The organism is Streptomyces sp. NBC_00271, from assembly GCF_036178845.1.
GTDB lineage: Bacteria > Actinomycetota > Actinomycetes > Streptomycetales > Streptomycetaceae > Streptomyces.
Window position 1 is genome coordinate 7,331,923 of sequence record NZ_CP108070.1, and the last position, 26,145, is coordinate 7,358,067.

A 26,145-nucleotide genomic window follows, 5' to 3' on the forward strand; every position below is an offset into this window, starting at 1 on the left:
CGGGATGCTGCTCGTCTCGCCCCAGCCCGCCTCCGCCGCCAACCTCGTCACCAACCCGGGTTTCGAGACCGACGGTACGGACGGCATGCCGTACTGCTGGGAGAAGTCCGGCTGGGGCGACAACGACTTCACCTTTTCCACCGTCGCCGATTCCCACTCCGGCTCCAAGGCCATGAAGGTCACGCTGACCCGGCGCGTCGACGGCGACCGCAAGGCCCTGATCACGGAGTCCGCGACCTGCGCGCCGGTGGTCACCGCGGGCAAGCAGTACGACCTCGGCCTCTGGTACAAGTCGACGACGCCGGACACCGCGATCACGCTCTTCCGGCACGACACCACGGCGGGCTGGCAGTACTGGACCGACCTCAAGACGCTGGACATGGCGGCGGGCTGGACGCAGGCGAGCGTCCGTACGCCCGCCGTCCCGGCCGGTACCGACCGCATCACCTGGGGCGTCTCGGTGTACGGCACCGGTTCGGCGACCACCGACGACTACACGATGGAACAGGTCTCCGACCCGATCCCGCCGGCCACCTGCACCGCCACCGCCGACGAGTGTGCCAACGGCCGCTGGGACGTGCTGCCCACGCAGAACCCGGTGCGCTCCATGCACTCCGTCGTCCTCAACAACGGCAAGGTGCTGCTGATCGCCGGGTCCGGCAACAGCGAGGAGAACTTCGACGCGGGCACGTTCACCAGCGCGGTCTACGACCCGGTGAAGGGCACGTACAAGGTGATCCCCACGCCGAAGGACATGTTCTGCTCGGGTCACGTCCAGCTCGCCGACGGGCGGGTGCTGGTGATGAGCGGCAACAAGGCGTTCCCGGTCGCGGGCGGGCACGGCTACGAGGGGTACAAGGACTCGTACATCTTCGACCCGGTCACCGAGACGTACAGCAAGACGAACGACCTGAACGACGGCCACTGGTACCCGTCGGCCACCGAGCTCGGCAACGGTGACGTCATCTCGTTCGGCGGGCTGCGCGAGGACTCCACCGGGTCGGTGACGGCCGAGCGCTGGTCGGCGGCGCAGCAGCAGTGGCTGCCGCTGTGGCAGGTCAACCAGACCTGGTCGTACTGGGGTCTGTACCCGTCGATGATCCTGATGCAGGACGGGCGGCTCTTCTACTCGGGCAGCCATGTCTTCGGCAACGGCACACCCGGCACGGGTTCGGCGATCTACGACTACGACGCGAACACCGTCACGGCGATCCCCGGGCTCCAGGACAAGGACGAGCGCGACCAGTCCGCGAGCGTGCTGCTGCCCCCGGCCCAGGACCAGAAGGTGCTGACGATCGGCGGCGGCAACATCGACTCCAACCCGGAGGCGAACCGGCTCACCGACATCATCGACCTGAAGGCCGCGAACCCGGCGTACACCGTCGGCCCGCAGATCCCGCAGGGCACGGTCGACCTCGGCAACGGCAAGGTCGCCGAGACCGGCAACCAGGGCAAGATGTACGTCTCCGCCGTCCTCCTGCCGGACGGCAAGGTGCTGGAGACGGGCGGTGGCCTGCACAACCGCGCCAACCCGGTGTTCGAGGCGTCGATGTTCGACCCGGCGACCTCCACCTTCGACCCGGTGGCCGCCGACCCCGAGGCACGCGGCTACCACTCCTCCGCGTTCCTGCTGCCCGACGGCCGGGTGATGGCCACCGGCGACAACCCGGGCAACGGCACCTGGAACCACAACGTGTCCATCTACACCCCGCCCTACCTCCTCAAGGGCACCCGTCCGACGATCACCTCGGTGATCGACAACGAGTGGGTGTACGGGGACACGCAGCGCATCACGGTCGACCGGCCCATCGTGAAGGCCGAGTTGATCCGCCCGGCCGCGGTGACGCACTCCTCGGACCCGAACCAGCGTTTCGTGGACCTGCCTCTGTCGGTGGACGGCAACAACGTCGACCTGAACGTGACGAGCAACCCCAACATGGCCCCGCCCGGTTGGTACATGCTCTTCGCGGTCGACGCCAACGGGGTGCCCTCGGTCGCCAAGTGGGTGCACCTCCAGGGCCCCGCCGCCCTGGCCACGGACACCGCCTCGGCGCACGTCCACTCCTTCGCCGACTCCCTTGAGGGCACGGTCACCAAGGGCGGCAAGAAGCGGACCTCGCAGAAGGTCAGCACGACGATCTCCGGCTGCGACCGGCACTACGGCACGATCAACGTCTGTGTGCCGACCGTCTTCCCGGACGGCGTCAAGAAGACGACGGCCTCGCGCTGCGCGTGGCTGAAGACGAACGACTACGGCCGCCTGAAGGTCAACGGCAAGGACGACCCGCTGGGTCTCGACCCCAACAGGGACGGGCTGGCCTGCGGCGCCAAGGATCTCAAGCGCCGCTAGGCGTCTGGCTCCCGAACTCGGCGAGGGCGCGCTCCACGATGGCCTCCAGGCTGTCGTGGTGCGCGCCCTTCCAGTAGGCGCGCCCGCACTCCTCGCACTGCGCGAACACGTCGTAGGACCGTTCGGTGCCGCCCTCCAGTTGGTCCACGACCTGCTCCTTGGTGGCCTCCTTGAGCAGGCCGTTGCAGGCGGTGCAGCGCGTCCAGGGCCTCAGCTCGGGTGCGAACCGGCCCAGCACGTCACGGAGTTGGTCGTCGGGCCGGGTGCTGTAGATGAACGCGCCCGCCCACAGCTCGCGGCGGCGCAGCAGCCCCCGGTCGCGGCTGAGCATCACGCGCCGCTCGGCGGCGGAGCGCGCGGCGAGCGCCGGGTCGCCGATGTCCGTCGACTCGTACGCCGCGTCGACCCCGAGGAGGCGCAGCCGGCGCGCGAGGGTGCCGAGGTGTACGTCGAGGAGGAAGCGGAGCGGGGCGCCCGGAACCCGCTGCGGGCGCTCCACCGCCTGTACGTCGACGCTCTCGCCGGCCCCGGGGAGGTGCGAGACGGGCACCTCGCGGCCGTCCACGACGAGGGCGCCGACCTCGGTCAGCGGGACGCCGAGCGACTCGACGACATGGCCGAGGGTGGAGGAGCCGTCGGTGGCGACCGCCGTGGCTCCCGAACGACGCCCGTGCGGTACGAACATCCCCAGTTCGGGGGCGAAGGCGACATGGATCTCCGGTCCGTTCACCCGGTCAGGATGTCACGCCTCAGAGCCCTGGCCTCAGGGTTTTTCGGTGGGGAGGCCGTGTTCCAGGACGTCCATCGCGCGGTCCACCAGGTCCTTGAAGTCGTCCCGGTGGTCGTTCTCCGCCCAGTACAGGGACGTCTCCATCAGGCCGCCGATGATCGCCATCGCGTAGACCCGCACCTCCAGGCTGTCCGGGTCCCGGCCGGTGCGCTCGCCGATGGCCTGGCAGAGCATGGTGCCGGTGACCGACATGCTCTCCATCATCCGCGAGCGCACCGCCGGGACCTGGACCATCAGATGGGTCCGCAGCCGGGACACCTCGGGGTCGTCCTTGATGCCGAGCCGGATGGCCTTCTGCATCACGAACCGGAGGGTGTCCATCCACGGCTCGTCCTTGGGCCGGGCCCGCAGCTCCTCCATGATGAGCGGGTCGAACTCGTCCGTGAGGACGATGTCCTCCTTGGTGGGGAAGTAGCGGAAGACGGTCGACGGCGACACCTCGGCGCGCTCGGCGATCTGCTCGATCGTCGTCGCGTCGTACCCCTGTTCCTTGACGAGTGCGTAGGTCGCGGTGCGGATCGCCTCGCGGGTCTTGATCTTCTTCCGCTCGCGGAGTCCCAGTTGAGGGCGGTCGGCGGGGCTGAAGGGGGAGGGTGCGGCCGTCATGCTGTTCATTGTCCGGCATCCGCCGCAGCGGTGGCCATGGCCGGGTTCTCGTCCTCCTTCGTGGCATGCGTGACCGGGGTGTTCGGCAGGAACGCCGCGGCCAGCAGGGCGGTGACGAGGGCCGCGATGCCGCACACCAGCAGGACCAGGCCCATGCCATGGACGTACGCGCTGTTCGCGGAGGCCACGAGATCGGCCGAGCCCGCCTTCTGGGCGACGATGTGTGCCGCGACCACGGACTCCCCGGCGGTGTCGGCGGCCTTCGCGGGCAGCCCGGCGACGTCGAGGCGGTCCCGGAAGGTGCTCGCCAGCAGGCTGCCGAGGAGGGCGATGCCGATCGCGCTGCCGACCTGGCGCGTCGTCATGAGGAGCCCGGAGCCGCTGCCGGCCCGGTCGCGGGGCAGGGCGCCGAGGGCGCCGTCCATCGCGGGGACGACCGAGAAACCGAAGCCGAAGCCGGTGATGGACAGCCACAGCGCGGTGAAGCCGTAGCCCGAGTCGACCGTCGTACGGCTGCCGAGCAGCGCGGCGAAGGCCAGCACCACCAGTCCCGCGCTGACCACCGCGCGGGAACCGAACCGGGCGACGATCGGTTGTGCGGCCCGGGCCGCGACGATCAGACCGCCCATCATGGGAAGCAGCCGCAGGCCGGTGCCGAAGGCGTCGTGGCCGAGCACCGCCTGGAGATACGGCGGCAGCACGAACAGCAGGCCGGACAGGACGAACATCACCAGGGTCGCCGCGATCGTGTTGAACAGGAACCCGCGGTGGGTGAGCAGCGACATGTCGAGCATGGGGCGTTCCACGCGCCGCTCGCGCAGCACCAGGGCGGCGATCAGAACGGCGGCCCCGGCGAGCATGCCCACGATCAGCGGGTCGCCCCAGCCGCGGCCGGGCGCCTCGATGATCGCGTAGATGAGGGCGCCGAGGCCTGCCGCGGTGAGCGCGGTGGAGAGGGTGTCGACCTTGGGGGAGGCGGGGTCGCGGGTCTCGGGCAGCAGGAAGACGCAGGCGGCGATGCCGAGCGCGGCCATCGGGACGTTGACCAGGAAGACCGAGCCCCACCAGAAGTGGTTGAGCAGCCAGCCGCCGATGATCGGGCCGAGCGGCAGACCGAGCGATGAGGCGGCGGAGATGATGCCGACGGCCTTGGTGCGCTCGTCGGGTCCGAAGAGCGAGGGCAGCACGGACAGGGCGAGCGGCATGACCAGCGCGGCGCCGAGGCCCATCACCGTGCGGGCCGCGATGACCCAGTTCACGTCGCCCGCCAGGGAGCCCATCACGGAACCGGCGAGGAAGATCCCGAGCCCCACGACGAGCATCCGCCGCCGTCCGAACCGGTCGCCGAGCAGTCCCGCCGGGAGCATCAGCGCGGCGAAGACGATCACGTACGCGTCCGCCATCCACTGCTGCTGGCCGGTGGTGGCGCCGAGTTCGCCTGCCATCGTCGGCAGGGCCACGTTGAGGATCGTCGTGTCGAATCCGAGCGTGAGCATGCTCGCGACCAGGGCCCCGAGGGCCCACCAGCGGCGCGGGTCGCGCCGTACGCCATCGTCTTGAGTGACAGTAACCATGAAATGAGAGTAGCTCTCAAAAGATGGCGGATGTCAATGGGGATCTGCTGTCAGGCGGACGAAAAATGGCCACGGCTCGGAAGCCGTGGCCATGAAGGAGAAGGGGGAGGTGTCTTAGCCGTGCTGGTAGGCCACCAGTGAGATGCCCACGTAGTGCACGACGAACGCCGCGAGGGTGAGGGAGTGGAAGACCTCGTGGAAGCCGAACCAGCGGGGTGAGGGGTTGGGGCGCTTGATCCCGTAGATCACACCGCCCGCGCTGTAGAGCAGTCCGCCGACGATCACCAGGACCAGCACGGCGATGCCGCCCGTGCGCATGAAGTCCGGGAGGAAGAAGACGGCCGCCCAGCCCATCGCTATGTAGCAGGGGGTGTAGAGCCAGCGCGGGGCGCCGACCCAGAACACCCGGAAGATGATCCCCGCCGCCGCGGCGGCCCAGATGCTCCACAGGAGCCACTGCCCCTTGGCGCCGGGGAGCAGCAGCATCGTCAGCGGTGTGTAGGTGCCCGCGATGATCAGGAAGATGTTGGCGTGGTCGAGTCTGCGCAGCACGCCGTCCATCCGCGGGCTCCAGTTGCCGCGGTGGTAGAGCGCGCTCACTCCGAACAGGAGGCAGGCCGTCAGGACGAAGATCCCGCAGGCGATGCGGGCCCGCGTGGAACTGGCCAGAGCGGTGAGGACCAGGCCGGAGATCAGGACGGCCGGGAACATGCCGAGGTGCAGCCAGCCGCGGAGCTTGGGCTTGACCGGATGCGGCGGGGAGAGCGCTGCGGGACTGCGGCCTGCGGCCGGCGAGTCCGTGGGCGCGTCGGGGACGGGCGCAGTCATAGGCGGAATCCTACCTACGGAACCGTAAGTTACGTGTCAGTACGGCGCACTGAACAGCCAAGAGTGGCCATGTTCTCACGAGCATGGCGCAAGGCGGCGGCCACGCAAAAAAACCTTCAGCTGAACCCAACGTGTACGCAAAGAATCGCGGATACACGTGGCGATGGTCACTCCGCTCACGTGTGAGGCCCTCTGGACATATGGGCGAACCCGTCGGATGATCAAATGAGTGCGGTCGGCACCGGATGAGCGCCATGGGTATCCAGCTCCCGAAGCATCCGGGTCGCAGCCCCCACGGGGCCTCAACAAAAAACCCCTCATCTAGGAGCAATCGTGGCGCGCGACATCGCGGCTCCCTCCACCGTCCCCACCCAGCACAAGGAACTGATCTCGTGGGTCAACGAGATCGCAGCACTGACCCAGCCGGACAACGTGGTCTGGTGTGACGGATCCGAGGCCGAGTACGAGCGCCTGTGCGAGGAGCTCGTTCACAAGGGCACCTTCAAGAAGCTCGATCCCATCAAGCGCCCGCATTCCTACTACGCCGCTTCCGACCCGACCGATGTCGCGCGGGTCGAGGACCGGACGTTCATCTGCTCCGAGAAGGAGGAGGACGCGGGCCCGACCAACCACTGGAAGGCGCCCGCCGAGATGCGGGAGATATTCGCGGGGGAGAAGGGCATCTTCCGCGGCTCGATGAAGGGCCGGACGATGTACGTCGTCCCGTTCTGCATGGGTCCGCTGGGCTCCGACCTCTCCGCGATCGGCGTCGAGATCACCGACTCCGCCTACGTCGCCGTGTCCATGCGCACCATGACCCGCATGGGACAGCCCGTCCTCGACGAGCTCGGCACCGATGGCTTCTTCGTGCGTGCTGTGCACACGCTCGGAGCGCCGCTGGCCGAGGGCGAGGCGGACGTGCCGTGGCCGTGCAACTCCACCAAGTACATCTCGCACTTCCCCGAGTCCCGCGAGATCTGGTCGTACGGATCGGGCTACGGCGGCAACGCGCTGCTCGGCAAGAAGTGCTACGCCCTGCGCATAGCCTCCGTCATGGCCCGTGACGAGGGCTGGCTCGCCGAGCACATGCTCATCCTGAAGCTGACCCCGCCGCAGGGCGAGTCCAAGTACGTCGCCGCCGCCTTCCCGAGCGCCTGCGGCAAGACCAACCTCGCCATGTTGGAGCCCACCGTCTCCGGCTGGACGGTCGAGACGATCGGCGACGACATCGCGTGGATGCGGTTCGGCGAGGACGGCCGGCTGTACGCGATCAACCCCGAGGCCGGCTTCTTCGGCGTCGCGCCCGGCACCGGTGAGCACACCAACGCCAACGCGATGAAGACGCTGTGGGGCAACTCCGTCTTCACCAACGTCGCGCTCACCGACGACAACGACATCTGGTGGGAGGGCATGACGGAGGAGACTCCGGCCCACCTGACCGACTGGAAGGGCAACGACTGGACGCCGGAGTCCGGTACGCCCGCCGCCCACCCCAACGCCCGCTTCACCGTCCCCGCCTCGCAGTGCCCGATCATCGCGCCCGAGTGGGAGGACCCCAAGGGCGTGCCGATCTCGGCGATCCTGTTCGGCGGACGCCGCGCCACCGCCGTACCGCTGGTGACGGAGTCCTTCGACTGGAACCACGGCGTCTTCCTCGGCGCCAACGTGGCCTCCGAGAAGACCGCCGCCGCCGAGGGCAAGGTCGGCGAGCTGCGTCGCGACCCCTTCGCCATGCTGCCGTTCTGCGGCTACAACATGGGCGACTACATGGGGCACTGGGTCGATGTCGCCAAGGACAAGGACCAGGCGAAGCTTCCGAAGATCTACTACGTGAACTGGTTCCGCAAGAACGACGCGGGCAAGTTCGTGTGGCCGGGCTTCGGTGAGAACAGCCGTGTCCTGAAGTGGATCGTGGACCGCCTCGACGGCCGCGCTGAGGGCGTCGAGACCCCCATCGGCATCCTGCCGGCCAAGGGCGCCCTCGACACCAAGGGACTCGACCTCTCCGAGGCCGACCTCGACTTCCTGCTCACGGTCGACAAGGACGTGTGGCGCGAGGAGGCGGCGCTCGTGCCCGAGCACCTCAACACCTTCGGCGAGCACACCCCGAAGGAACTGTGGGACGAGTACCGCGCGCTGGTGCGGCGCCTGGGCTAGGAAGAACTCCGCGGCCGGTCCGGCTTGCCCTGACCAGCGATCGTCACGGCCGGCCGCGGTGACGGCATCATGAAAGACCAGGGGCCCGCTCTGTACGAGAACGTACAGAGCGGGCCCCTGCTGAATGCCCGGCACGCGAGTTGACCGGCGGACGGCCGCAGACCGCCGAGGTGTACGCGTATGTACGGTGCGCGCCGGCGTGGGGCGATACACGCCGCACATCGCGCGAAAAGGTGTGTCTGTGGGCAATTCACCTAGAGTGATCGCGTGCGCGGAATTCTGCTGGCCGGGGGTACCGGCTCAAGGCTGTGGCCGTTGACCCGTTCGGTGTCGAAACAACTGCTGCCGGTTTTCGACAAGCCAATGGTCTACTACCCGCTCTCCACACTGCTGATGGCCGGAGTCCGGGAGATTCTGATCATCACCACCCCGGAGGACCAGGACCAGTTCCGCCGGTTGTTCGGCGACGGCGGTCAACTGGGCCTGCGGCTGGAATACCTGGCGCAGGAACGTCCGGAGGGCATCGCCCATGCTCTCGTCCTGGGTGCCGACTTCATCGGCGACGAGCCGGTCGCGCTGATTCTGGGTGACAACATCTTCCACGGCACCGGCCTGGGCACGCGGCTGGCCCGCCATGACGGTCTGAAGGGCGGCAGAGTGTTCGCCTATCAGGTCGCCAACCCCTCGGCCTATGGCGTCGTGGAGTTCGACGCGGGGGGCCGGGTGCTGTCCATCGAGGAGAAACCGGCCCGGCCGAAGTCGCGGTACGCCGTGCCCGGACTGTACTTCTACGACAACCGGGTCGTGGAGATCGCGCACGGCCTTCGGCCCAGCGCCAGGGGCGAGTTGGAGATCACCGACCTCAACCGTGTCTATCTGGAGGCCGGGGAACTGTACGTCACCCGGCTCGACCGTGGCACCGCTTGGCTGGACACCGGGACCTTCGCCTCCATGGTTCAGGCATCGGAATTCGTGCGGGAGATCGAGGAGCGCCAAGGCTTCAAGATCGGCTGTATCGAGGAGGCGGTCTGGCGGGCCGGTCTGATCGACGACGGCCGGCTCCGGGAACTGGCCCAGCCGCTGCTCAAGAGCGGATACGGCCATTATCTGCTGGGTTTGTTGGAGGATTCCCCGTGCCTCGTAGGGTCCCCACGGGACAGCGAGGACGCCGGATCACGTCGTGAGGAACTGCTGCGCACCGGTCCCTGAGCTTTCGCGTGACGGTGTCCTTCTCCTGACTAAAGTCGCGCGGCGGATGTCCCGAAGACACGGACGTCAAGTTCGACAAGAACAGCTGCGTGGTGGAAGGAATCGGTTACGTGCGACCACTGGGAATTGAAGGGGCCTGGGTGGACACACCCACGGTTTTCGCGGACAGCAGGGGCCGATTTCATGAGTGGTTCAAGGGTGAAAGGTTCCACGATTCTCTCGGCCAGGGGTTCCGCATCGCGCAGGCCAACTGCTCTCGCTCCGTTCGCGGCACTCTCCGTGGTATCCACTACGCGTCGGTTCCGCCGGGACAGGCCAAGTACGTGATGTGCGTCAGCGGCGCCGTACTCGATGTGGTGGTCGACATCCGCACCGGTTCCCCAACTTTCGGGAAATGGGGGGCGGTTCGGTTGGACGACACGACGCACCGCTGCGTCTATCTCTCGGAAGGGCTGGGCCACGCCTTCATGGCGATGGAGGACAACTCCACGGTCGTCTATCTGTGTTCGGAGGGCTACGCGCCGCAGCGGGAGTTCGGGATCAATCCACTCGACCCGTCGCTGGCCATCGCCTGGCCCGAGGATCTCGTACCGTGCCTTTCCGGCAAGGATGCGGCGGCGCCCACGCTGGAGGAAGCCCGACGGGCGGGCCTGCTGCCTTCCCTCGATGCCTGCAGTGCGTATCGCAGAAGTCTCGCGGTCGCCGAGTTTCATTGATCCGGAATTCCTGACGCACGCTGCGCTATTTCGGCTCATTGCAGCCACCCGGGTGATTTTGGACTATGCCAGGGGCTGATTCGCAATCATTCCATCGTCGGAAGTGAACAATGTCTCTGTCGGTTGCCACGGTGGGGTGAGCGCATTCAGTGCGTGTGCTCCTTGTGTGGTCACTTCCCGAAGTTTCGCGAGGAAGGTTCTCAGTGAGCCGTAGAACAATGCGAAGTTCACGCGTTTCACGCGTGAAATCCGCGACCATGGTTTCGGTGGGCGCGCTTGCCGTCGTGCTCAACATCGCTCCGAGCGCGGTGGCTGTCGCCGACGCGATCCACCGGTCCGGCGCGAACAGCAGTGTGGCGCTGCCCAGCCCGAACGGCGCCACGAGTGCCGACCGTGGCAAGGGCAAGGACAGCAGCAAGGGTCTGGCGGAGGGGGACAAGGCAGACCGGCTCGGCGGCGACCATGGACCGCAGGGACCGCGCGGCCACACCGGCCCTCGGGGACCGCAGGGCCACACGGGCGCCCGGGGCCCGCAGGGTGTCCCTGGCGTTCAGGGGCCGAAGGGCGACAAGGGCGACAGGGGCGACAAGGGCGACAAGGGCGACAAGGGCGACCCCGGTGTGCAGGGTCTGCAGGGTCTGCAGGGTCTGCAGGGTGTGCAGGGCCCGCAGGGTATTGGTGGCGTGGGCAGCGGTGCACAAGGTGCCCAGGGAGACCCCGGTCCGCAAGGGAACACCGGTCCGCAGGGTGGCCCGGGATCGCCGGGTGGCCCCGGTCCGCAGGGGCCGCAGGGCTTCCAGGGTTTCCAGGGTGTCCCGGGTGTGCAGGGACTCCAGGGCGTTCCGGGTGTGCAGGGGTCGCAGGGTGACCCTGGCACCCAGGGTGGCCCGGGTGTGCAGGGGTCGCAGGGCTTCCAGGGTGACCAGGGTGTCCCGGGTGTGCAGGGTGACCCCGGCACGCAGGGGTCGCAGGGTGGCCCGGGTGCCACCGGTCCTGTGGGTCCGCAGGGTGCCACGGGTTCGACCGGCCTGACCGGTGCCATGGGTCCGCAGGGCAACCAGGGTTCCACCGGGACCACCGGTGCCACGGGTCCGCAGGGCAACCAGGGCGACACCGGGGCCACGGGTGCCACGGGTGCCACCGGTCCTCTGGGTCCGCAGGGTGCCACGGGTTCGACCGGCCTGACCGGTGCCATGGGTCCGCAGGGCAACCAGGGTTCCACCGGTGCCACCGGCCCGCAGGGTACTCAGGGCGCGATCGGTATCGGTGTGCAGGGTCTGCCGGGTGTCCAGGGTGAAGCTGGTATCCAGGGTCCGCAGGGCTTCCAGGGTGACGCTGGTGTCCAGGGTCTGCAGGGTGTCCAGGGTGACGTCGGCCTGCAGGGTCCGCAGGGCTTCCAGGGTGACGCTGGTGTGCAGGGTCTGCAGGGTCTGCAGGGTGTCCAGGGTGACGTCGGCCTGCAGGGTCCGCAGGGCTTCCAGGGTGACGCTGGTGTCCAGGGTCTGCAGGGTGTCCAGGGTGACGTCGGCCTGCAGGGTCCGCAGGGCTTCCAGGGCACCGCTGGTGTCCAGGGTCTGCAGGGTGTCCAGGGTGACGTCGGCCTGCAGGGTCCGCAGGGCTTCCAAGGTGACGTTGGTGTCCAGGGTGGCCCGGGTGTGCAGGGTCCGCAGGGCTTCCAGGGCGACGCTGGTGTCCAGGGTCTGCAGGGTGTCCAGGGTGACGTCGGCCTGCAGGGTCCGCAGGGCTTCCAAGGCACCGCTGGTGTCCAGGGTCTGCAGGGTGTCCAGGGTGACGTCGGTGTCCAGGGTCCGCAGGGCTTCCAGGGCACCGCTGGTGTCCAGGGTCTGCAGGGTGTCCAGGGTGACGTCGGTGTCCAGGGTCCGCAGGGCTTCCAGGGCACCGCTGGTGTCCAGGGTCTGCAGGGTGTCCAGGGTGACGTCGGTGTCCAGGGTCCGCAGGGCTTCCAGGGCAACACGGGTGCCACGGGTGCCACGGGTGCCACGGGCCCGACGGGTCCGCAGGGCGCCACGGGTTCGACCGGCCTGACCGGTGCCACGGGTCCGCAGGGTGACCAGGGTGCCACCGGTACCACGGGTGCCACGGGCCCGGCGGGTGCGCAGGGTGCCACCGGCCCGCAGGGTACTCAGGGCGTGCAGGGTGCCCAGGGCGACCTGGGTGCCACCACCGTCGTGACCGGGGCCCAGGGTCCGCAGTCGACTGCCCTCTGCACCACGGGCCCGGCCCTCGGCGGCGGATACTCGACACCTGTCGCCGGCGCCGTCGTGAGCCAGAGTGCGCCGGTCGGCGGCAGCCCTGCCACAGGGTGGCAGGCCACCACCAACGATCCCGGCGGGGTGACGGCCTTCGTAATCTGCGGCCCGTAGCGTCATCGAACAACGGCGGTGCGGTAGCGACTGCCCGCCTCAGCTCGCAACGAGCGACGGTGCCCCGAGGCTTCGGCCTCGGGGCGCCGCCCGCGTTCCGCCCGCGCTTCCGGCGTGGCAGCGCGCCCGACGTCGAATTCGACGACATCGGCCAGAGCCGGTCCGGCTTGCCGGGAATGAGCCACGGCCTTGAGTAGCGTGTGGGGCAGGTTCCGGGGACCGGACATGTCCCCGGTCCTGGACGCTGGGCGGCGAGAAAAACGGAGAGCCATGCGCATCCTTGTGACCGGCGGTGCCGGATTCATCGGTTCGGAATACGTCCGCCGACGGCTGAAGTTCGACCCGACGGCGCGGATCACCGTGCTCGACAAACTCACGTATTCGGGAGTCGAAGCCAATCTGGCGCCGGTGGCGGAATACCCGGGTTACACCTTCGTCCGGGGCGACATCTGTGACCCGGACGTGGTCGACGAGGTGATGGCGGGCCAGGACGCGGTGGTCCATTTCGCCGCCGAGTCGCATGTGGACCGGTCGATCGACGGGGCCGGTCCTTTCGTCCGTACGAATGTGATGGGCACCCAGGTTCTTCTGGACGCGGCCCACCGCCACCGCGTCGGCCGCTTCGTCCACGTGTCCACCGACGAGGTGTACGGCTCGATCGGCGAAGGCTCGTGGACCGAGGAGTGTTCGCTCGCGCCGAACTCCCCGTACTCCGCCTCGAAGGCCGGCTCCGACCTGCTGGCGCTCGCCTACCACCGCACCCACGGCCTGGACGTCGTGGTCACCCGGTGCACGAACAACTACGGGCCGTACCAGTTCCCGGAGAAGGTCATCCCGCTCTTCATCACCAACCTGCTCGACGGGCGGACGGTCCCCCTGTACGGCGACGGCCGCAACATGCGCGACTGGCTGCACGTCTCCGACCATTGCCAGGGCATCGACCTGGTCCTGCACGCCGGCGGGGCCGGGGAGGTCTACCACATCGGCGGCGGGACCGAGTTGAGCAACCACAAGCTCACCGGCCTGTTGCTGGACGCGGTCGGCGCGGGCTGGGACCGGGTCGAGCACGTGGCCGACCGCAAGGGTCACGACCTGCGCTACTCACTCGACGACAGCAAGATCCGCGAACAGCTCGGGTACGCGCCGCAGGTGGACTTCGCCGAGGGCCTGGCCGCCACGGTCTCCTGGTACGACGCACACCGCTCCTGGTGGTCGCCGCTCAAGGAGAGGGCCGGGTTCCGGTGAGCGTCGGCTGGCTGGTGACCGGTGCGCGCGGGCTCCTCGGGCAGGACGTGCTGGCCGAACTCGCCACCCATCCGGACACCGTGGTGACGGGACTGGGCCGTGATCAGCTGGACGTCACCGACCCGGTTGCCGTCCGCGCGGCCGTCACGGGCCACCGTGTGGTCGTCAACTGCGCCGCCTGGACGGACGTCGACGGCGCAGAGCGGTCCGAGGCAGCGGCCACGGCCGTGAACGGCACGGGCGTGCGCCACCTGGCAGAGGCCTGCGCGGGCAGCGGCGCGCTCCTGCTGCACGTCTCCACCGACTACGTGTTCCCGGGCGAGAGTCGTCGACCCTACCCCGAGGACGCGCCGACGGGGCCCGTCAACGCGTACGGGCGCAGCAAAGCGGCGGGGGAACGGGCCGTCGCCGAACTGCTGCCGCACACCGGATACATCGTGCGCACCGCGTGGCTCTACGGCGCGCACGGCCCCAACTTCGTGGCCCGCATGCTCGAACTCGCGGGTCGGCGCGAGACCCTGGACGTGGTGGCCGACCAGCACGGCCAGCCGACCTGGTCCCGCGCGCTCGCCCGGCAGCTGGCCGCCCTCGGCCGCGCGGCCCTGGCCGGACGGGCACCCGCAGGCATCTACCACGGCACGGCGGCCGGCCGCACCACATGGTACGGGCTGGCGTCGGAGACCTTCCGCCTCGCCGGCCTCGACCCGGAGCGGATCCGCCCGGTCGGCTCGGAGAAGTTCCCGCGCCCGGCCGCCCGCCCGGCGTTCGGTGTCCTCGGCCACGGCAACTGGGCCCGATGCGGCCTCGTACCCCTGCCCCGGTGGGAGGACCAACTGACCGCGGCCCTGGCCGCGCCCTCCTTCGCCGCTCTGGTCGTGGCGGCACGCACGAACAGCGCACACCTGTCGGCCTGACCGGCGGCAGCACGGCCCCGAACACCGAGGCGCCCTGCGGAACCTGGCGTTCCGCAGGGCGCTCGTTCCGCGTTCCGGCCCTAGACCAGCAGCGGTCCTCCGCACCGCTCGGCGCCCTCCTTCATCGCGATGAGGTTGGCGACGACGTAGGAGATGTCGTTCTGGGAGTGCCACTCGGTCGGGAAGTAGGTGACCAGCCGCGACGACTGGAACTTGGCCTGGATCTCGGGCACGAAGGCACGGTACTGGTTGTCCGTGTAGTACCAGAACGAGTTCTCGTTGTAGAAGGCGACGTGGGTCGGGTCCTGGTACGCGCCGCGGCCGTCGGAGCTGGGCGTCATGGTGACGAGCATGCCGCCGGGTGCCAACAGCCGGTACAGCTCGTTGATCAGTGGCACCTTCGCCGGCACGTGTTCGAGGAAGTCCACCGCCCGCATCAGACCGACCGAGTTGTCGGGCAGGTCGAGCTTTCCGGGCAGCGTCGCGACGATGTCGACGCCCTCACCGGGGTACTGGTCCACGCCCAGGTAGCCGGGTGGCTTCCGGTGGGCCGCGCCGAGGTCCAGCGCGAGCAGTTCGCGCCGGTGCGTCCAGGCGAGGGCGTTGGCCTCGATGTACTTGTCGTACAGGGCGACCGTCTCGCGCTGGATGTGCGCGTTGACCTGCGGATCGCGCTGGGTGTTCGCGGGGTGCATCCGCTGCAGGTACAGACAGCGGGGGATGTGGTGGAAGTCGCCGATGTGGAACAGACGGCACATCAGGTCCTGGTCGTCGAGCACCGTGCGCGTGGCGTCGTACCCGCCGGCCTTCTCGTAGCTCTCCTTGCGGAACGCCCGCACGTGGTTCGGCGCGTACCAGATGTAGGAGACGTTGTGCGGCGTCGGTTCCATGGAGACGGCCTGGAGCAGCTTGCGGCCGTCGACGCGCACGTCCTCGTACTTCCAGCCGTGCGCCTCGTTGAAGCGGGTGTCGTCCCGCTTGCCGTCCTCGGTGATCTGCGCGGTGTTGCTGTAGACCAGGACGGCCTCGGGATGCGCGTCGAACGCCTTGGCCAGCTCCGTCAGGCATCCCTTCGCCAGGAGGTCGTCGTGGTCGAGTTCGACGAGGATCTCGCCGCGGGCCAGTTCGCAGGCCCTGCGCTTCGCCGCCCCGACGCCGCGGATGCTGTCCGCGATCTCCACCCGGACCCGTTCGTCCTGTCGCTCCGGCCGCCACCGGGCGCCGCCGTTGAGCAGGACGATCCACTCCCAGTCCTGACAGGTCTGCGCCTGCAGGGCCTTGAGGCACTCATCGAGGAAGCGGGGCTGGTGGCTGGGTGTGAAGACGGAGAACCTGGGGGTTGCGGTCGACGTCATCCGGTGACACCTTCCTGACTCGATGCCGGTGTGGGGGTTACGCCGTCCCGGAACTGTTCCGGGACCTGGGAGTACAGCGACGGATCGGCCGCGACGGCACGGCGGAACTCCACCTCGGCGTCGTCGTCACGGTGCTTCTTCGCCAGAATCCAGCCGAGTTGGAGATGAGCCGTGGCGGCCTGGGGTGTGGCGGCGATGGCACGCTTCAGGAGTGTGACGGCCTGGTCGGTGTCGCTCGATTTCAGCAGGATCGCCTCGTTGTAGAGGGCCGAGGCGTACTTCGGATCGATCTTCAGCGCCTTTTCGTAGGCCTCGCGGGCTTTGGCTGTTCTGCCGTCCCGTTGCGCGATGACGCCCAGGTTGTACCAGGCCAGTTTGTTGCGGGGGTCGAGCCGCAGCACCCGCTGGTAGGTTCTGGCCGCCCCTTCGGAGTCCTGGTACTTCTCCTGCAGCAGGGCGCTCTGAAAAAGCGCATTGGCCTGCTGGGCCTTCCCGTTCACCGAACTGGCCTCGGATTCCGGGGTTGTTGCCGAGTGGGACTGAATTGCCCAGGCCGTCACCCCGGTCGCAACCGCGGCCGCACCGGTAAGCCCCGCCCACAATCGCTTACGTCTCATTTTTTCACATCTCGTAGAAATAGTGAGGTACCAAGGATGTGGCTGACCGCAGGCCGTCGGCATCGAAAAGACCGTGGCGGTGCCGAAAGCGCCGGAGTCCGAACCACCATCATTTCCACCGACGTTACGAGTCCTACGTGATGGTGCAGCCGTTTGGCAGGCAATTACGGTGCGCAGTCCACCCGAATGCAGGCATCAAAGCCATGGGAGGGAAAAGGGGTGTGCCCGTGGTCGGGGTGAGGCGTCAACGGCTGCTCGTGCGTGACGAGTTGCCCGGCACGACATGCCAGAGGTCATGGCACCCGGTCCGCACGTCGCTGCGGGTGCGCGCGGACCGGGGCCGTACAAGGGGAGCCCGGGGGCTCGGACGCGGGCTCTCAGCGAGCCGCGAGTTCGCGGGGTTCGGCGGCCGGGGCGTGGGCGTCCATGCGCTCGGCGGCCAGGATCGCGCCCGCGGTGTCCGCGCGGGACGCGGCGACGACGAGGGCGCGGCCGGCGAGGGCGTGGGCCCGCTGGTGGAGAGCGACGACGTGCGGCTCGCGCGCGGCGGCAACCGACGACGCGCGGACCGGCGCCACTCCTCCCCGCAGCCGCGCCACCTGCTCGGCGAGCCGCTCGGCCGCCGCGTCCAGGTCGGCGGACGGCTCGCTCGCGCGGATCTCGTCGGTCACCGCGAGGAGCGCCGCGAGGTGTCCGGCGAGCTGGATGTCCAGCTCCTCCTCGCGCGACCGGTGGGGAAAGTCGGAGGGGGTGCCGGCCGTCGTGTGGACCGACTTGGTGCGGATCGGTTCGTACATGGGGACGGCCTCCTGTGCTCTTTCAGGAAGCCATCCTAGCTTGGATTTCGTCTAAAGTTGAGCCATGTCGCACATCTTGTCGTCCCATGCACGCAGTGTGAGCGTCACGGCTGGCTGTAACCGTCCAGGAAGTTCCCGATCCGGGTCACCGCGTCGGTCAGATCGCCCACGCTCGGCAGGGTGACCACCCGGAAGTGGTCCGACTCGGGCCAGTTGAAGCCGGTCCCCTGGACGACCATGATCTTCTCTTGGCGGAGCAGGTCGAGGACCATCCGGCGGTCGTCCTTGATCTTGAAGACCTTCGGGTCGAGCCGCGGGAAGAGGTAGAGCGCGCCCTTGGGCTTCACGCAGCTCACGCCCGGGATCTGGGTCAGCAGCTCGTAGGCGACGTCCCGCTGTTCCTTCAGTCGGCCGCCGGGCAGCACCAGGTCGTTGATCGTCTGCCGTCCGCTGAGCGCCGCGACCACGCCGTGCTGGCCGGGCATGTTCGCGCACAGGCGCATGTTCGCGAGGATCGTCAGGCCCTCGATGTAGGAGTCGGCGTGCGCGCGGGGGCCGGAGATCGACATCCAGCCGACCCGGTAGCCCGCCACCCGGTACGCCTTCGACATGCCGTTGAAGGTGAGGGTGAGCAGGTCGGGCGCGACCGAGGCGGTCGGGGTGTGCGTGGCGTCGTCGTAGAGGATCTTGTCGTAGATCTCGTCCGAGCAGACCAGGAGGTTGTGGCGGCGGGCGATGTCGGTGAGCCCGCGCAGCATCGCCTCGTCGTACACCGCGCCCGTCGGGTTGTTCGGGTTGATGATGACGATCGCCTTGGTGCGGTCGGTGACCTTGCGCTCCACGTCCGCGAGGTCGGGCATCCAGTCCGACTGCTCGTCGCAGTGGTAGTGCACGGCGGTGCCGCCGGACAGGGACACGGCGGCGGTCCACAGCGGGTAGTCCGGCGCCGGGACGAGGACCTCGTCGCCGTCGTCCAGCAGCCCCTGCATCGCCATCACGATCAGCTCGGACACGCCGTTGCCGATGAAGACGTGCTCGACGTCGGTCTCGATGCCGAGGGTCTGGTTGTGCATCACGACGGCGCGGCGGGCGGCGAGCAGGCCCTTCGCGTCGCCGTAGCCGTGCGCCGTCGACACGTTCCGGAGGATGTCCTCCAGGATCTCGGGCGGGCACTCGAACCCGAACGCGGCCGGATTGCCGGTGTTCAGCTTGAGGATCCGATGACCCGCCGCTTCCAGCCGCATCGCCTCCTCGAGCACCGGGCCCCGGATCTCGTAACAGACGTTGGCGAGCTTGGTCGACTGGATCACCTGCATGACGGTGAGCTTACGGCCGCGTAACGCTCGGCGGGGGGTGTTTTCCACCACGTGAGACGTGACGTTTTGCGTCGCTTTCTTCCCCACGTTGTGCCGTAAGCCCTTGCGGTCCTTAGAATCCGCGCCCATGTCCTGGCAGAACGGTGAGACCGAGGCCGAGCCGAGGGTGTACCTCCCGAGCGGCGACGGCGAGGCGCCTCCGGCGTACGAGGCGTACGCGGATCCGGCGGCGGCGCACGGCTGGCAGGACGCGTACGACGTGCCGGGAGCGCGGACGGCCGATGACGACGGGCCGGGTGCGGGGACGGGCGGCGACGGAGCCCTGGCGCGTGCCGGGGCCGGCCGCCGTGACGGCTCGCGGCGCCGCCGCCGGGAGCGGCTCCCGCGGCGGCGGGTGGCGGTGGCCGGCGGCGCGGTGTGCGCGGTCGTCCTCGGCGCGGTGATCGTGGGACTGTTCGACTCCGGGGCGTCCGGGGGCTCCTCGCCCTCGGGGCGGAGCGACGGTGACGGCCGGGGTGCGTCCACGTCCCCGGAACCGACGGCTTCCGCGGGTGGCTCGGCCGCCGGCGCAGCGCAGACGACGCCGGGCGACTCGCCCGCCGCCTCCGGTGCGAGCGCCGAGCGGACCTCTTCGGGCGCGTCCGTGTCCACCTCGGCGACGCCGTCCACGACGGCGCCGCGGTCCCCGTCGGCCGGGACCCCCACCACCTCCACCGCCCCCACCGCCAGCCCCACCGCGACCGCGACCACGGGTCGCGGCGCCGGCAACGGCAACCCCGGCCACGGCCAGGGCGCCACCAAGCGGCCGAAGTAGCCGCCGGTCCCGACGGGTTCTGTCCGGGCCACGGCAGATCCGCGGTGGATTTCACCGCCGCTGGCTCGCCCGCGTATACGACGCGCCCCGTCCCGCCGCTCCGGCATGCCCATGGCCGGAAACCGCTCCTTGTCCCTCCCGTCCCCTCGATTGACAATGCGCATGACAAGACTGGAAGTGGCCGGAAGATCTCCGGTCGCCCAAGTCGCAAGAGGGGACCCCCACATGAGAAAGCCTCTCGTCGCCGCGCTCTTCGCCCTGGTGATCGCCGGGGCGGGCGTGGCACCCGCGGTCGCGGCACCCGCACCCGCACCCGCGGCGGCGTCCACGTCCACGTCCGCGTCCGTGTCCGCGGTCAAGGCGGACACGAAGGCGGCGGCGCCGACCCTCCAGGCCGTCAGCCTCGCCGGGACCGTCGCGCTCAGTAACTGCTCCGGCTCCGTCATCCGCTTCCCCAACTCCGCGGACAGCGACCCGGCGCTCGTGCTCTCCAACGGCCACTGCCTGGAGACGGGCTTCCCGGAGCCCGGTGAAGTGATCGTCGGCCAGGCGTCCAGCCGTACCTTCGGCCTGCTCAACTCCGCCGGCACCCGGGTGGCGACCCTGCGGGCCAGCAAGGTCGCGTACTCGACGATGACCGACACGGACGTCACGATCTACCAGCTCACCAGCACCTACACGACGATCAAGAACTCGTACGGCATCAGCGCGCTGACCGTGCAGGACACGCACCCGACCGTCGGCACCGCCATCACGGTCGCCTCCGGTTACTGGAAGCGGCTCTACAACTGCAGCATCGACGGGTTCGCGTACCGCCTCAAGGAGGGCGACTGGACCTGGAAGGACTCCATTCGCTACACCTCCGCCTGCAACACCATCGGCGGCACCTCGGGCTCGCCGGTCATCGACCAGGCCACCGGCAAGGTCGTCGCCGTCAACAACACCGGTAACGAGGACGGCGAGACCTGCACGGTGAACAACCCCTGCGAGGTCGACGCGAGCGGCAACGTCACCATTCACCCCGGCATCAACTACGCCGAGGAGACCTACCAGATCCCGGGGTGCTTCACGACCGGCAACAAGCTCAACCTGAGCGCGAGCGGGTGCACCCTGCCCAAGCCGTGATCCCTGTGCGGCGGCGGGCGGTCACCGGGGAGTCCGGCGGACCGCCCGCCCCGCCAGTACGTCCGTGCGCCGCCCGTCCTCGATCACGAACCGGCCGTCGATCAGGACGTACGGGATGCCTGTGGGGAGTCTGCGCGGCTCCTCGAACGTCGAGCCCGCCGCGACCGTGGCCGGGTCGAAGAGGACGAGGTCGGCGCGGTACCCCTCGCGGACCAGCCCGCGGTCGGGCAGCCGCAGCCGGGCGGCCGGGCGACCGGTGAGATGGGCGACGCAGTCCTCCAGTGAGAGGACGCCCAACTCCCGTACGTACTTCCCCAGATACTGCGGGAACGTGCCGTACGCGCGCGGGTGCGGCTTGTCGCCGCGCAGGATGCCGTCCGAACCGCCGGTGTGCACACGGTGCCGCATGATCGCGCGGACGTTCTCCTCGTGGCCGACGTGCTGGAGGATCGTCGGGCCCAGCCGGTCCTCCAGGAGCAGGCGGCGGGCGGTCGTCCAGGGGCTCTCGCCGAGCCGGTCGGCGGACTGCCGGACCGTGCTGCCGACGTACGACGCGAGCGCCGGGTCGGTGACCCCCGAGATCTCGATCGTGTCCCACTCGATGGGCACGCCGTGGCAGCCGTCGGCCCCGATCACCTCCATGTGGTGGCGGACGCGCTCGGCCGTCTCCTCGTCCTTCAGGCGCGCGAGGATCGCTTCCGGGCCGCCCTCGCTCGCCCAGCTCGGCAGCATCGCGACCAGCGTGGTGCAGCCGGGGGTGTAGGGGTACGTGTCGAGGCTGATGTCCGCGCCCGCGGCGAGGGCGTCGTCCAGGAGGGCCAGCAGCTCCGGGGCCCTGCCCTCGTTGACGCCGAAGTTCATGGTGGCGTGGGCGAGGTGGAGCGGGCAGCCCGCCTCGCGGGTGAGGGCCACCATCTCCTCGTACGCCGCCAGGGCGCCCGCCCCGTACGAGCGGTGGTGCGGGCAGTAGTAGCCGCCGTACTGCGCCACCACTCGGCACAGCTCGGTGAGTTCGGCGTCCTGGGCGTACATGCCGGGGGTGTAGGTGAGGCCGGAGGACATGCCGACGGCGCCCTCGCGCATCCCGTCGGCCACCAGCCGCCGCATCCGCTCCAGCTCCCGCGCCGTCGCCGGGCGGTCGTCCCAGCCGACGGCGAGCATCCGCACGGTGCCCTGCGGGATCAGATACGCGGCGTTCACCGCGATGCCCTCGCCGTCGAAGCCGTGGTCGAGCCGGTCCAGGTACTCGCCCACCGAACGCCAGCCGAAGTCGATGTCGTCACCGGGTCCGTTCCAGCCGGTGATCGTGGACCGGACCTCCGCGAGGGTGCGGTCGTCGACCGGCGCGTACGACAGCCCGTCCTGGCCGATGACCTCCAGGGTCACCCCCTGGGCCGCCTTCGCGCTGTGGTCCGGGTCGCGCAGGAGGGCGAGGTCGCTGTGGGCGTGCATGTCGATGAAGCCGGGGGAGAGGGCCAGGCCCTCGGCGTCGAGGACCCGCCGGGCGAGAGGCCGCAGACAGCCGGCCGCCGCCCCCTCCTTGAGCACGCTGGTGATCCTGCCGCCCTCGATGCCCACGTCGGCGCGGTACGAGGGGCCTCCGGTGCCGTCGACGACCTCCGCGTCGCGGATGACGAGATCCATCACAGGGGCCTCCAGGAAACACAGGAAACATTCGTCACAGTGGCCTCGCAGAAGCTCTCAGAAGAACGTACGGACGTAGTCCACGACCGTGCCGTCCGCCTCCACCAGCGGAATCAGCTGCCACTTGTCGAAGGACGTGCAGGGGTGGGACAGCCCGAGGCCCACCCAGTCCCCGACCTCCACGTCCGCCTCCGGGTCCGTGCGCACCCACGCGTGCTGGTCGGAGAGCGCGGTCACCGTCAGACCCGTCGCCGGCCGCTCGGCACCGTCCCGCCGCACCACCTGGACCTCGGGCAGATCGAGGTCGTACGCCGCGTCCCGCTTGCCCGCGTTGACGAAGGCCTGCTCGGGGGAGGGCCGGGAGACGACCTGGGCCCAGAGGCGGAACGCGGGGTGCAGGGCGCCCTCCTCGGGGACCCGGGTGAAGGGGGTCAGCCGCCGGTAGTGGCCGTCGTCGTGCGAGACGTAGGCGCCCGAGCGCAGCAGCTTCAGTACGGGCAGGGAGAGGTCGGGGAGCTCGGAGAAGACGTCAGCGACGGCGTCGAACCAGGCGCTGCCGCCCGCGCTGACGACGATCTCCGCCAGTCCCGCGAACCGGCCCGCCTTGTCGAAGTCCACCGCCAGCGCGGTCAGCCGCCGCAGCCAGGCGTGCACGCGCTCGGGGTCCGCCCCCGGGACCTCGCCCTCGTAACCCGCCACGCCGACCAGCCGCAGGGTCCGCGTCGCGGCCACCGCGTCCGCGACCGCCGCGCACTCCGCCTCCGTACGCACCCCGGTGCGGGCCCCCGCGCCGGCGGCGAGCTCGACGACCACGTCCACCGGACGAGTGGAGCCGTGCAGCGCCGCGTCCATCAGCTCGACGCCGCGCACCGAGTCGACGTAACAGACGAAGCGGAAGTCCGGGTCGGCCGCCAGCTCGGACGCGATCCAGCGCAGCGCCGCCGCGTCGACGAGTTCGTTCGCGAGGAAGATCCGCTCGATCCCGAACTCCCGTGCCACGCGGACCTGATGAGGCACGGCGAGGGTGATGCCCCAGGCGCCGTGCTCGATCTGCCGCCAGAACAGCTGGGGGGCCATCGAGGTCTTGCCGTGCGGGGCGAAGGCGAGGCCGTGGCGGACGGCGTACGTCTCCATCAGTTCGAGGTTGTGCGTCAGGCGCTCGGCGGACAGCGCGAGGACGGGGGTGGTGAATCCGCCGGTGAAGAGGTCGCGGCGCTGGGCGGCCAGCTCGCCGACGGTCAGGCCCTCGGCGTCCGGGGGGAGGCCCTTGAAGCGGTGGTCGACGCGATCGGCCGCGAGGCGGGCGGCGGCTTCGGAGGCGGTCATGAGCCTTCCCTTCAAGGGTGTTGCGTGACGTGTTGCATCATGTGCAACGGTCATTGCGTATGTCGCTTACTGCTGTCTAACATCCCAGCCAACGCAGGGTCAACGGTGCGGCTGCGTCACCGTCGACCGCGAGAGCGAGGAGCCCCAGTCATCGTGACCCCCACCGTTGTCGACGTCGTCGCGCTCGGCGAGTCCATGGTCACGTTCCTGCCCACCCGGCCGGGGCGCCTCGCCGATGTGCCGTCGTTCGAGCGGGGGATCGGCGGCGCCGAGTCGAATGTGGCGTGTGTGCTCGCCGCGGCCGGGCACACCGCGCGCTGGGTCGGCCGGGTCGGCGCGGAGGGCTTCGGCGATCACCTCGTCGAGGCGATCGCCGCGTACGGCGTCGACACCTCCGCCGTACGACGGGATCCCGCGCGCCCGACGGGCGTCTACTTCCGCACGGCGGGCGACCGGGCGAGCGACGCCCACGAGGTCGCGTACTACCGGGCCGGTTCCGCCGCCTCCGCGATGGCGGCGGACGTCATGGACCTGGACGCCGTCCGCGCGGGGCGGGTGCTCCACCTCTCCGGCATCACCGCCGCGCTCTCCGCGGGCTGCCTCGCCCTGATGCGCGAACTCACCGCGCGCCGCCCCGGCCGCCCCCTCGTCTCGTTCGACGTCAACCACCGGGCCCACCTCTGGCAGCACCAGGAACCGGGCAAGGTCCTGCTGGACCTGGCCCGCGGCAGCGACCTCGTCTTCGTGGGCGAGGACGAGGCCGAGACCGCCTGGGGCGTCACCGGAGGTCCGGGGGCGATCCGCGCCGCGCTGCCCGAACCCCGGGCGCTGGTCGTGAAGCAGGGGTCCCGGGGTGCAACCCTTTTCCAAGGTGACGGTGACGGCGACACGGTCACCTTCGTCCCCTCCCTCCACGTCGAGGTCGTCGCCCCCGTCGGCGCGGGCGACGCCTTCGCCGCCGGGTTCCTCTCCGCCACCCTGCGCGCACTGCCCGCCCGGGAGCGGCTCCGGCACGGCCACCTCATGGCCGCCGCCGCCCTCACCGTCCACGGCGACCTCGCCGCGCCCCCCTCCCGCGACCACGCCGACCGGCTGGCCGCTCTGGACGACGACGCGTGGGAGACACTTCGACTCGGCCCCGGCTGGACCGAAGCCGTCACGCGGGCCCAGGAGGAGGTACGTACCCCATGAGCCAGACCGTCGACCGAGCGCTGAGCATCCTGCCGCTGCTCGCCGAGGGCCCCGCCGACCTCGGCCAGGTCGCCGACCGCCTCGGCGTCCACAAGTCCACCGCGCTCCGCCTCCTGCGCACCCTGCACGAGCACGGCCTCGTCTACCGCCAGTCCGACCAGCGCTACCGCCTCGGCGCCCGCCTCTTCGCCCTCGCCCAGGAAGCCGTCGAGAACCTCGACGTCCGCGAGATCGCCCACCCCCACCTCGTACGGCTCAACGAGACGTGCGGGCACACCGTCCACCTCGCGGTGTACGAGGAGAACGAGGTCCTCTACATCGACAAGGTGGAGAGCCGCTACCCGGTGCGCATGTACTCACGGATCGGGAAGCCGGTCGCCATCACGGTCGCCGCCGTCGCCAAACTCCTCCTCGCCGATCTCCCCGAGCCCGAGCGCCGCGTCCTCGCGGACAGGCTCGACTACCCCATGTACACGGCCCGTTCGACCCCCAACGCGCCCGCCTTCCTCAAGGAGCTGGCCACGGTGCGCGAACAGGGCTGGGCCACCGACCTCGGTGGCCACGAGGAGTCCATCAACTGCGTCGCGGCCCCCGTCCGCGGCGCCGACGGACGCGTCGTCGCCGCGATGTCGGTCTCCGCGCCGAACGTCGTCGTCACCGCCGACGAACTCCTCACCCTGCTCCCGCTGGTGCGCCGGACCGCCGACGCCATCAGCCACGAGTACTCCGGCAAGCCCCCAGTCAAGGAAGAGAGCTCCCGACGTCCATGACCGAGAAGACCGCCCTCACCCCCAAGACCCACACCACGCCGCCCGCGAAGTTCTCGCACGGCGTGAAGAAGGGGAACATCCTCCAGGTCGCCGGACAGGTCGGCTTCCTCCCGGCCGAGGAGGGCAAGCCGCCCACGCCCGCCGGTCCCACCCTGCGTGAACAGACCCTCCAGACCCTCGCCAACGTCCGGGCGATCCTCGAAGAGGGCGGCGCGAGCTGGGACGACGCGATGATGATCCGCGTCTACCTCACGGACGTCGACCACTTCGCCGAGATGAACCAGATCTACAACACCTACTTCGAGGAGCAGGGCCTCACCGCGCCTCCCGCCGCCCGCACCACGGTCTACGTCGGCCTGCCGGCCGGCCTCCTCATCGAGATCGACGCGCTCGCCGTACTGGGCTGAGCGACCACCT

Annotated in this window: 22 protein-coding genes; 11 read left to right on the forward strand and 11 right to left on the reverse strand. The window is 69.7% G+C overall.

Features of this window, described 5'->3' with window-relative positions; translation table 11 throughout:
• Positions 1-4 precede the first annotated feature (4 nt).
• Positions 5-2,350, forward strand: a complete 2,346-nt coding sequence (locus tag OG798_RS33445; RefSeq protein WP_121418327.1) for a galactose oxidase-like domain-containing protein — start codon at positions 5-7, stop codon at positions 2,348-2,350.
• On the opposite strand, the gene OG798_RS33450 is transcribed toward OG798_RS33445, so the two are convergent.
• From OG798_RS33450 to trhA, 4 genes are all read right to left on the reverse strand, one after another.
• Positions 2,337-3,080: a Mut7-C RNAse domain-containing protein gene (locus OG798_RS33450; RefSeq protein ID WP_121415148.1), complete on the reverse strand. Its 744-nt coding sequence runs from the start codon at positions 3,078-3,080 to the stop codon at positions 2,337-2,339. The genes OG798_RS33445 and OG798_RS33450 overlap by 14 nt on opposite strands.
• Positions 3,081-3,113: 33 nt before the next feature.
• Positions 3,114-3,755, reverse strand: a complete 642-nt coding sequence (locus OG798_RS33455; protein ID WP_328758139.1) for a TetR/AcrR family transcriptional regulator — start codon at positions 3,753-3,755, stop codon at positions 3,114-3,116.
• Complete coding sequence (locus OG798_RS33460; protein WP_328758140.1) at positions 3,752-5,320, reverse strand: MFS transporter; 1,569 nt, start codon at positions 5,318-5,320, stop codon at positions 3,752-3,754. The genes OG798_RS33455 and OG798_RS33460 overlap by 4 nt, the downstream gene beginning before the upstream one ends.
• Before the next feature lie 114 nt (positions 5,321-5,434).
• Positions 5,435-6,148 (reverse strand): PAQR family membrane homeostasis protein TrhA, encoded by a 714-nt coding sequence (gene trhA / locus OG798_RS33465; protein ID WP_095852839.1) that lies wholly within the window; start codon positions 6,146-6,148, stop codon positions 5,435-5,437.
• A 333-nt stretch (positions 6,149-6,481) separates the two neighbouring features.
• Between trhA and OG798_RS33470 the strand changes: the two genes are divergently transcribed.
• The 3 genes from OG798_RS33470 (at position 6,482) to OG798_RS33480 (ending at position 10,230) form a co-directional block, all read left to right on the forward strand.
• Complete coding sequence (locus OG798_RS33470; protein WP_095852838.1) at positions 6,482-8,305, forward strand: phosphoenolpyruvate carboxykinase (GTP); 1,824 nt, start codon at positions 6,482-6,484, stop codon at positions 8,303-8,305.
• A gap of 267 nt (positions 8,306-8,572) precedes the next feature.
• Positions 8,573-9,514: a glucose-1-phosphate thymidylyltransferase RfbA gene (gene rfbA, locus OG798_RS33475; protein ID WP_328758141.1), complete on the forward strand. Its 942-nt coding sequence runs from the start codon at positions 8,573-8,575 to the stop codon at positions 9,512-9,514.
• A 110-nt stretch (positions 9,515-9,624) separates the two neighbouring features.
• Positions 9,625-10,230, forward strand: a complete 606-nt coding sequence (locus OG798_RS33480) for a dTDP-4-dehydrorhamnose 3,5-epimerase family protein (protein WP_328760113.1) — start codon at positions 9,625-9,627, stop codon at positions 10,228-10,230.
• A gap of 236 nt (positions 10,231-10,466) precedes the next feature.
• On the opposite strand, the gene OG798_RS33485 is transcribed toward OG798_RS33480, so the two are convergent.
• Positions 10,467-12,620: a hypothetical protein gene (locus OG798_RS33485; protein WP_328758142.1), complete on the reverse strand. Its 2,154-nt coding sequence runs from the start codon at positions 12,618-12,620 to the stop codon at positions 10,467-10,469.
• A gap of 264 nt (positions 12,621-12,884) precedes the next feature.
• On the opposite strand from OG798_RS33485, the gene rfbB reads away from it, so the two are divergent.
• The gene (gene rfbB / locus OG798_RS33490; RefSeq protein WP_121415141.1) at positions 12,885-13,859 is read left to right on the forward strand and encodes a dTDP-glucose 4,6-dehydratase; all 975 of its coding nucleotides are present in this window, start codon (positions 12,885-12,887) and stop codon (positions 13,857-13,859) included.
• Positions 13,856-14,773: a dTDP-4-dehydrorhamnose reductase gene (rfbD, locus tag OG798_RS33495; RefSeq protein WP_220788849.1), complete on the forward strand. Its 918-nt coding sequence runs from the start codon at positions 13,856-13,858 to the stop codon at positions 14,771-14,773. The genes rfbB and rfbD overlap by 4 nt, the downstream gene beginning before the upstream one ends.
• 80 nt (positions 14,774-14,853) lie before the next feature.
• Here the strand turns inward: rfbD and OG798_RS33500 are convergent, their stop codons facing one another.
• From OG798_RS33500 to OG798_RS33515, 4 genes are all read right to left on the reverse strand, one after another.
• Positions 14,854-16,128, reverse strand: coding sequence for a glycosyltransferase (locus OG798_RS33500; RefSeq protein WP_095852833.1), 1,275 nt, complete (start codon positions 16,126-16,128; stop codon positions 14,854-14,856).
• Positions 16,125-16,628, reverse strand: coding sequence for a tetratricopeptide repeat protein (locus tag OG798_RS33505; RefSeq protein WP_179436450.1), 504 nt, complete (start codon positions 16,626-16,628; stop codon positions 16,125-16,127). Before OG798_RS33505 ends, OG798_RS33500 begins: the two co-directional genes overlap by 4 nt.
• Positions 16,629-17,122: 494 nt before the next feature.
• Entirely contained in the window at positions 17,123-17,542 is a 420-nt protein-coding gene (locus OG798_RS33510; protein WP_095852831.1) for an SCO4983 family protein, read from the reverse strand.
• 104 nt (positions 17,543-17,646) lie between these two features.
• Entirely contained in the window at positions 17,647-18,858 is a 1,212-nt protein-coding gene (locus OG798_RS33515) for a pyridoxal phosphate-dependent aminotransferase (protein WP_054234800.1), read from the reverse strand.
• 127 nt (positions 18,859-18,985) lie between these two features.
• Between OG798_RS33515 and OG798_RS33520 the strand changes: the two genes are divergently transcribed.
• Together OG798_RS33520 and OG798_RS33525 are read left to right on the forward strand one after the other, a co-directional pair.
• Positions 18,986-19,672, forward strand: coding sequence for a hypothetical protein (locus tag OG798_RS33520; protein WP_328758144.1), 687 nt, complete (start codon positions 18,986-18,988; stop codon positions 19,670-19,672).
• 225 nt (positions 19,673-19,897) lie between these two features.
• The gene (locus OG798_RS33525) at positions 19,898-20,797 is read left to right on the forward strand and encodes a S1 family peptidase (RefSeq protein WP_328758145.1); all 900 of its coding nucleotides are present in this window, start codon (positions 19,898-19,900) and stop codon (positions 20,795-20,797) included.
• A gap of 21 nt (positions 20,798-20,818) precedes the next feature.
• Here the strand turns inward: OG798_RS33525 and OG798_RS33530 are convergent, their stop codons facing one another.
• Together OG798_RS33530 and OG798_RS33535 are read right to left on the reverse strand one after the other, a co-directional pair.
• Positions 20,819-22,441, reverse strand: a complete 1,623-nt coding sequence (locus tag OG798_RS33530) for an N-acyl-D-amino-acid deacylase family protein (RefSeq protein WP_267062713.1) — start codon at positions 22,439-22,441, stop codon at positions 20,819-20,821.
• A gap of 57 nt (positions 22,442-22,498) precedes the next feature.
• Positions 22,499-23,767, reverse strand: coding sequence for an amino acid deaminase (locus OG798_RS33535; RefSeq protein WP_328758146.1), 1,269 nt, complete (start codon positions 23,765-23,767; stop codon positions 22,499-22,501).
• Between the two features lie 153 nt (positions 23,768-23,920).
• Between OG798_RS33535 and OG798_RS33540 the strand changes: the two genes are divergently transcribed.
• Genes OG798_RS33540 through OG798_RS33550 form a run of 3 tightly spaced genes read left to right on the forward strand, consistent with a single transcriptional unit; the run spans position 23,921 to position 26,135 of the window.
• Positions 23,921-24,958, forward strand: coding sequence for a sugar kinase (locus OG798_RS33540; protein WP_328758147.1), 1,038 nt, complete (start codon positions 23,921-23,923; stop codon positions 24,956-24,958).
• Entirely contained in the window at positions 24,955-25,728 is a 774-nt protein-coding gene (locus OG798_RS33545; protein ID WP_328758148.1) for an IclR family transcriptional regulator, read from the forward strand. The genes OG798_RS33540 and OG798_RS33545 overlap by 4 nt, the downstream gene beginning before the upstream one ends.
• Positions 25,725-26,135: a RidA family protein gene (locus OG798_RS33550; RefSeq protein ID WP_095852823.1), complete on the forward strand. Its 411-nt coding sequence runs from the start codon at positions 25,725-25,727 to the stop codon at positions 26,133-26,135. Before OG798_RS33545 ends, OG798_RS33550 begins: the two co-directional genes overlap by 4 nt.
• The last annotated feature ends 10 nt before the right edge of the window (positions 26,136-26,145 follow it).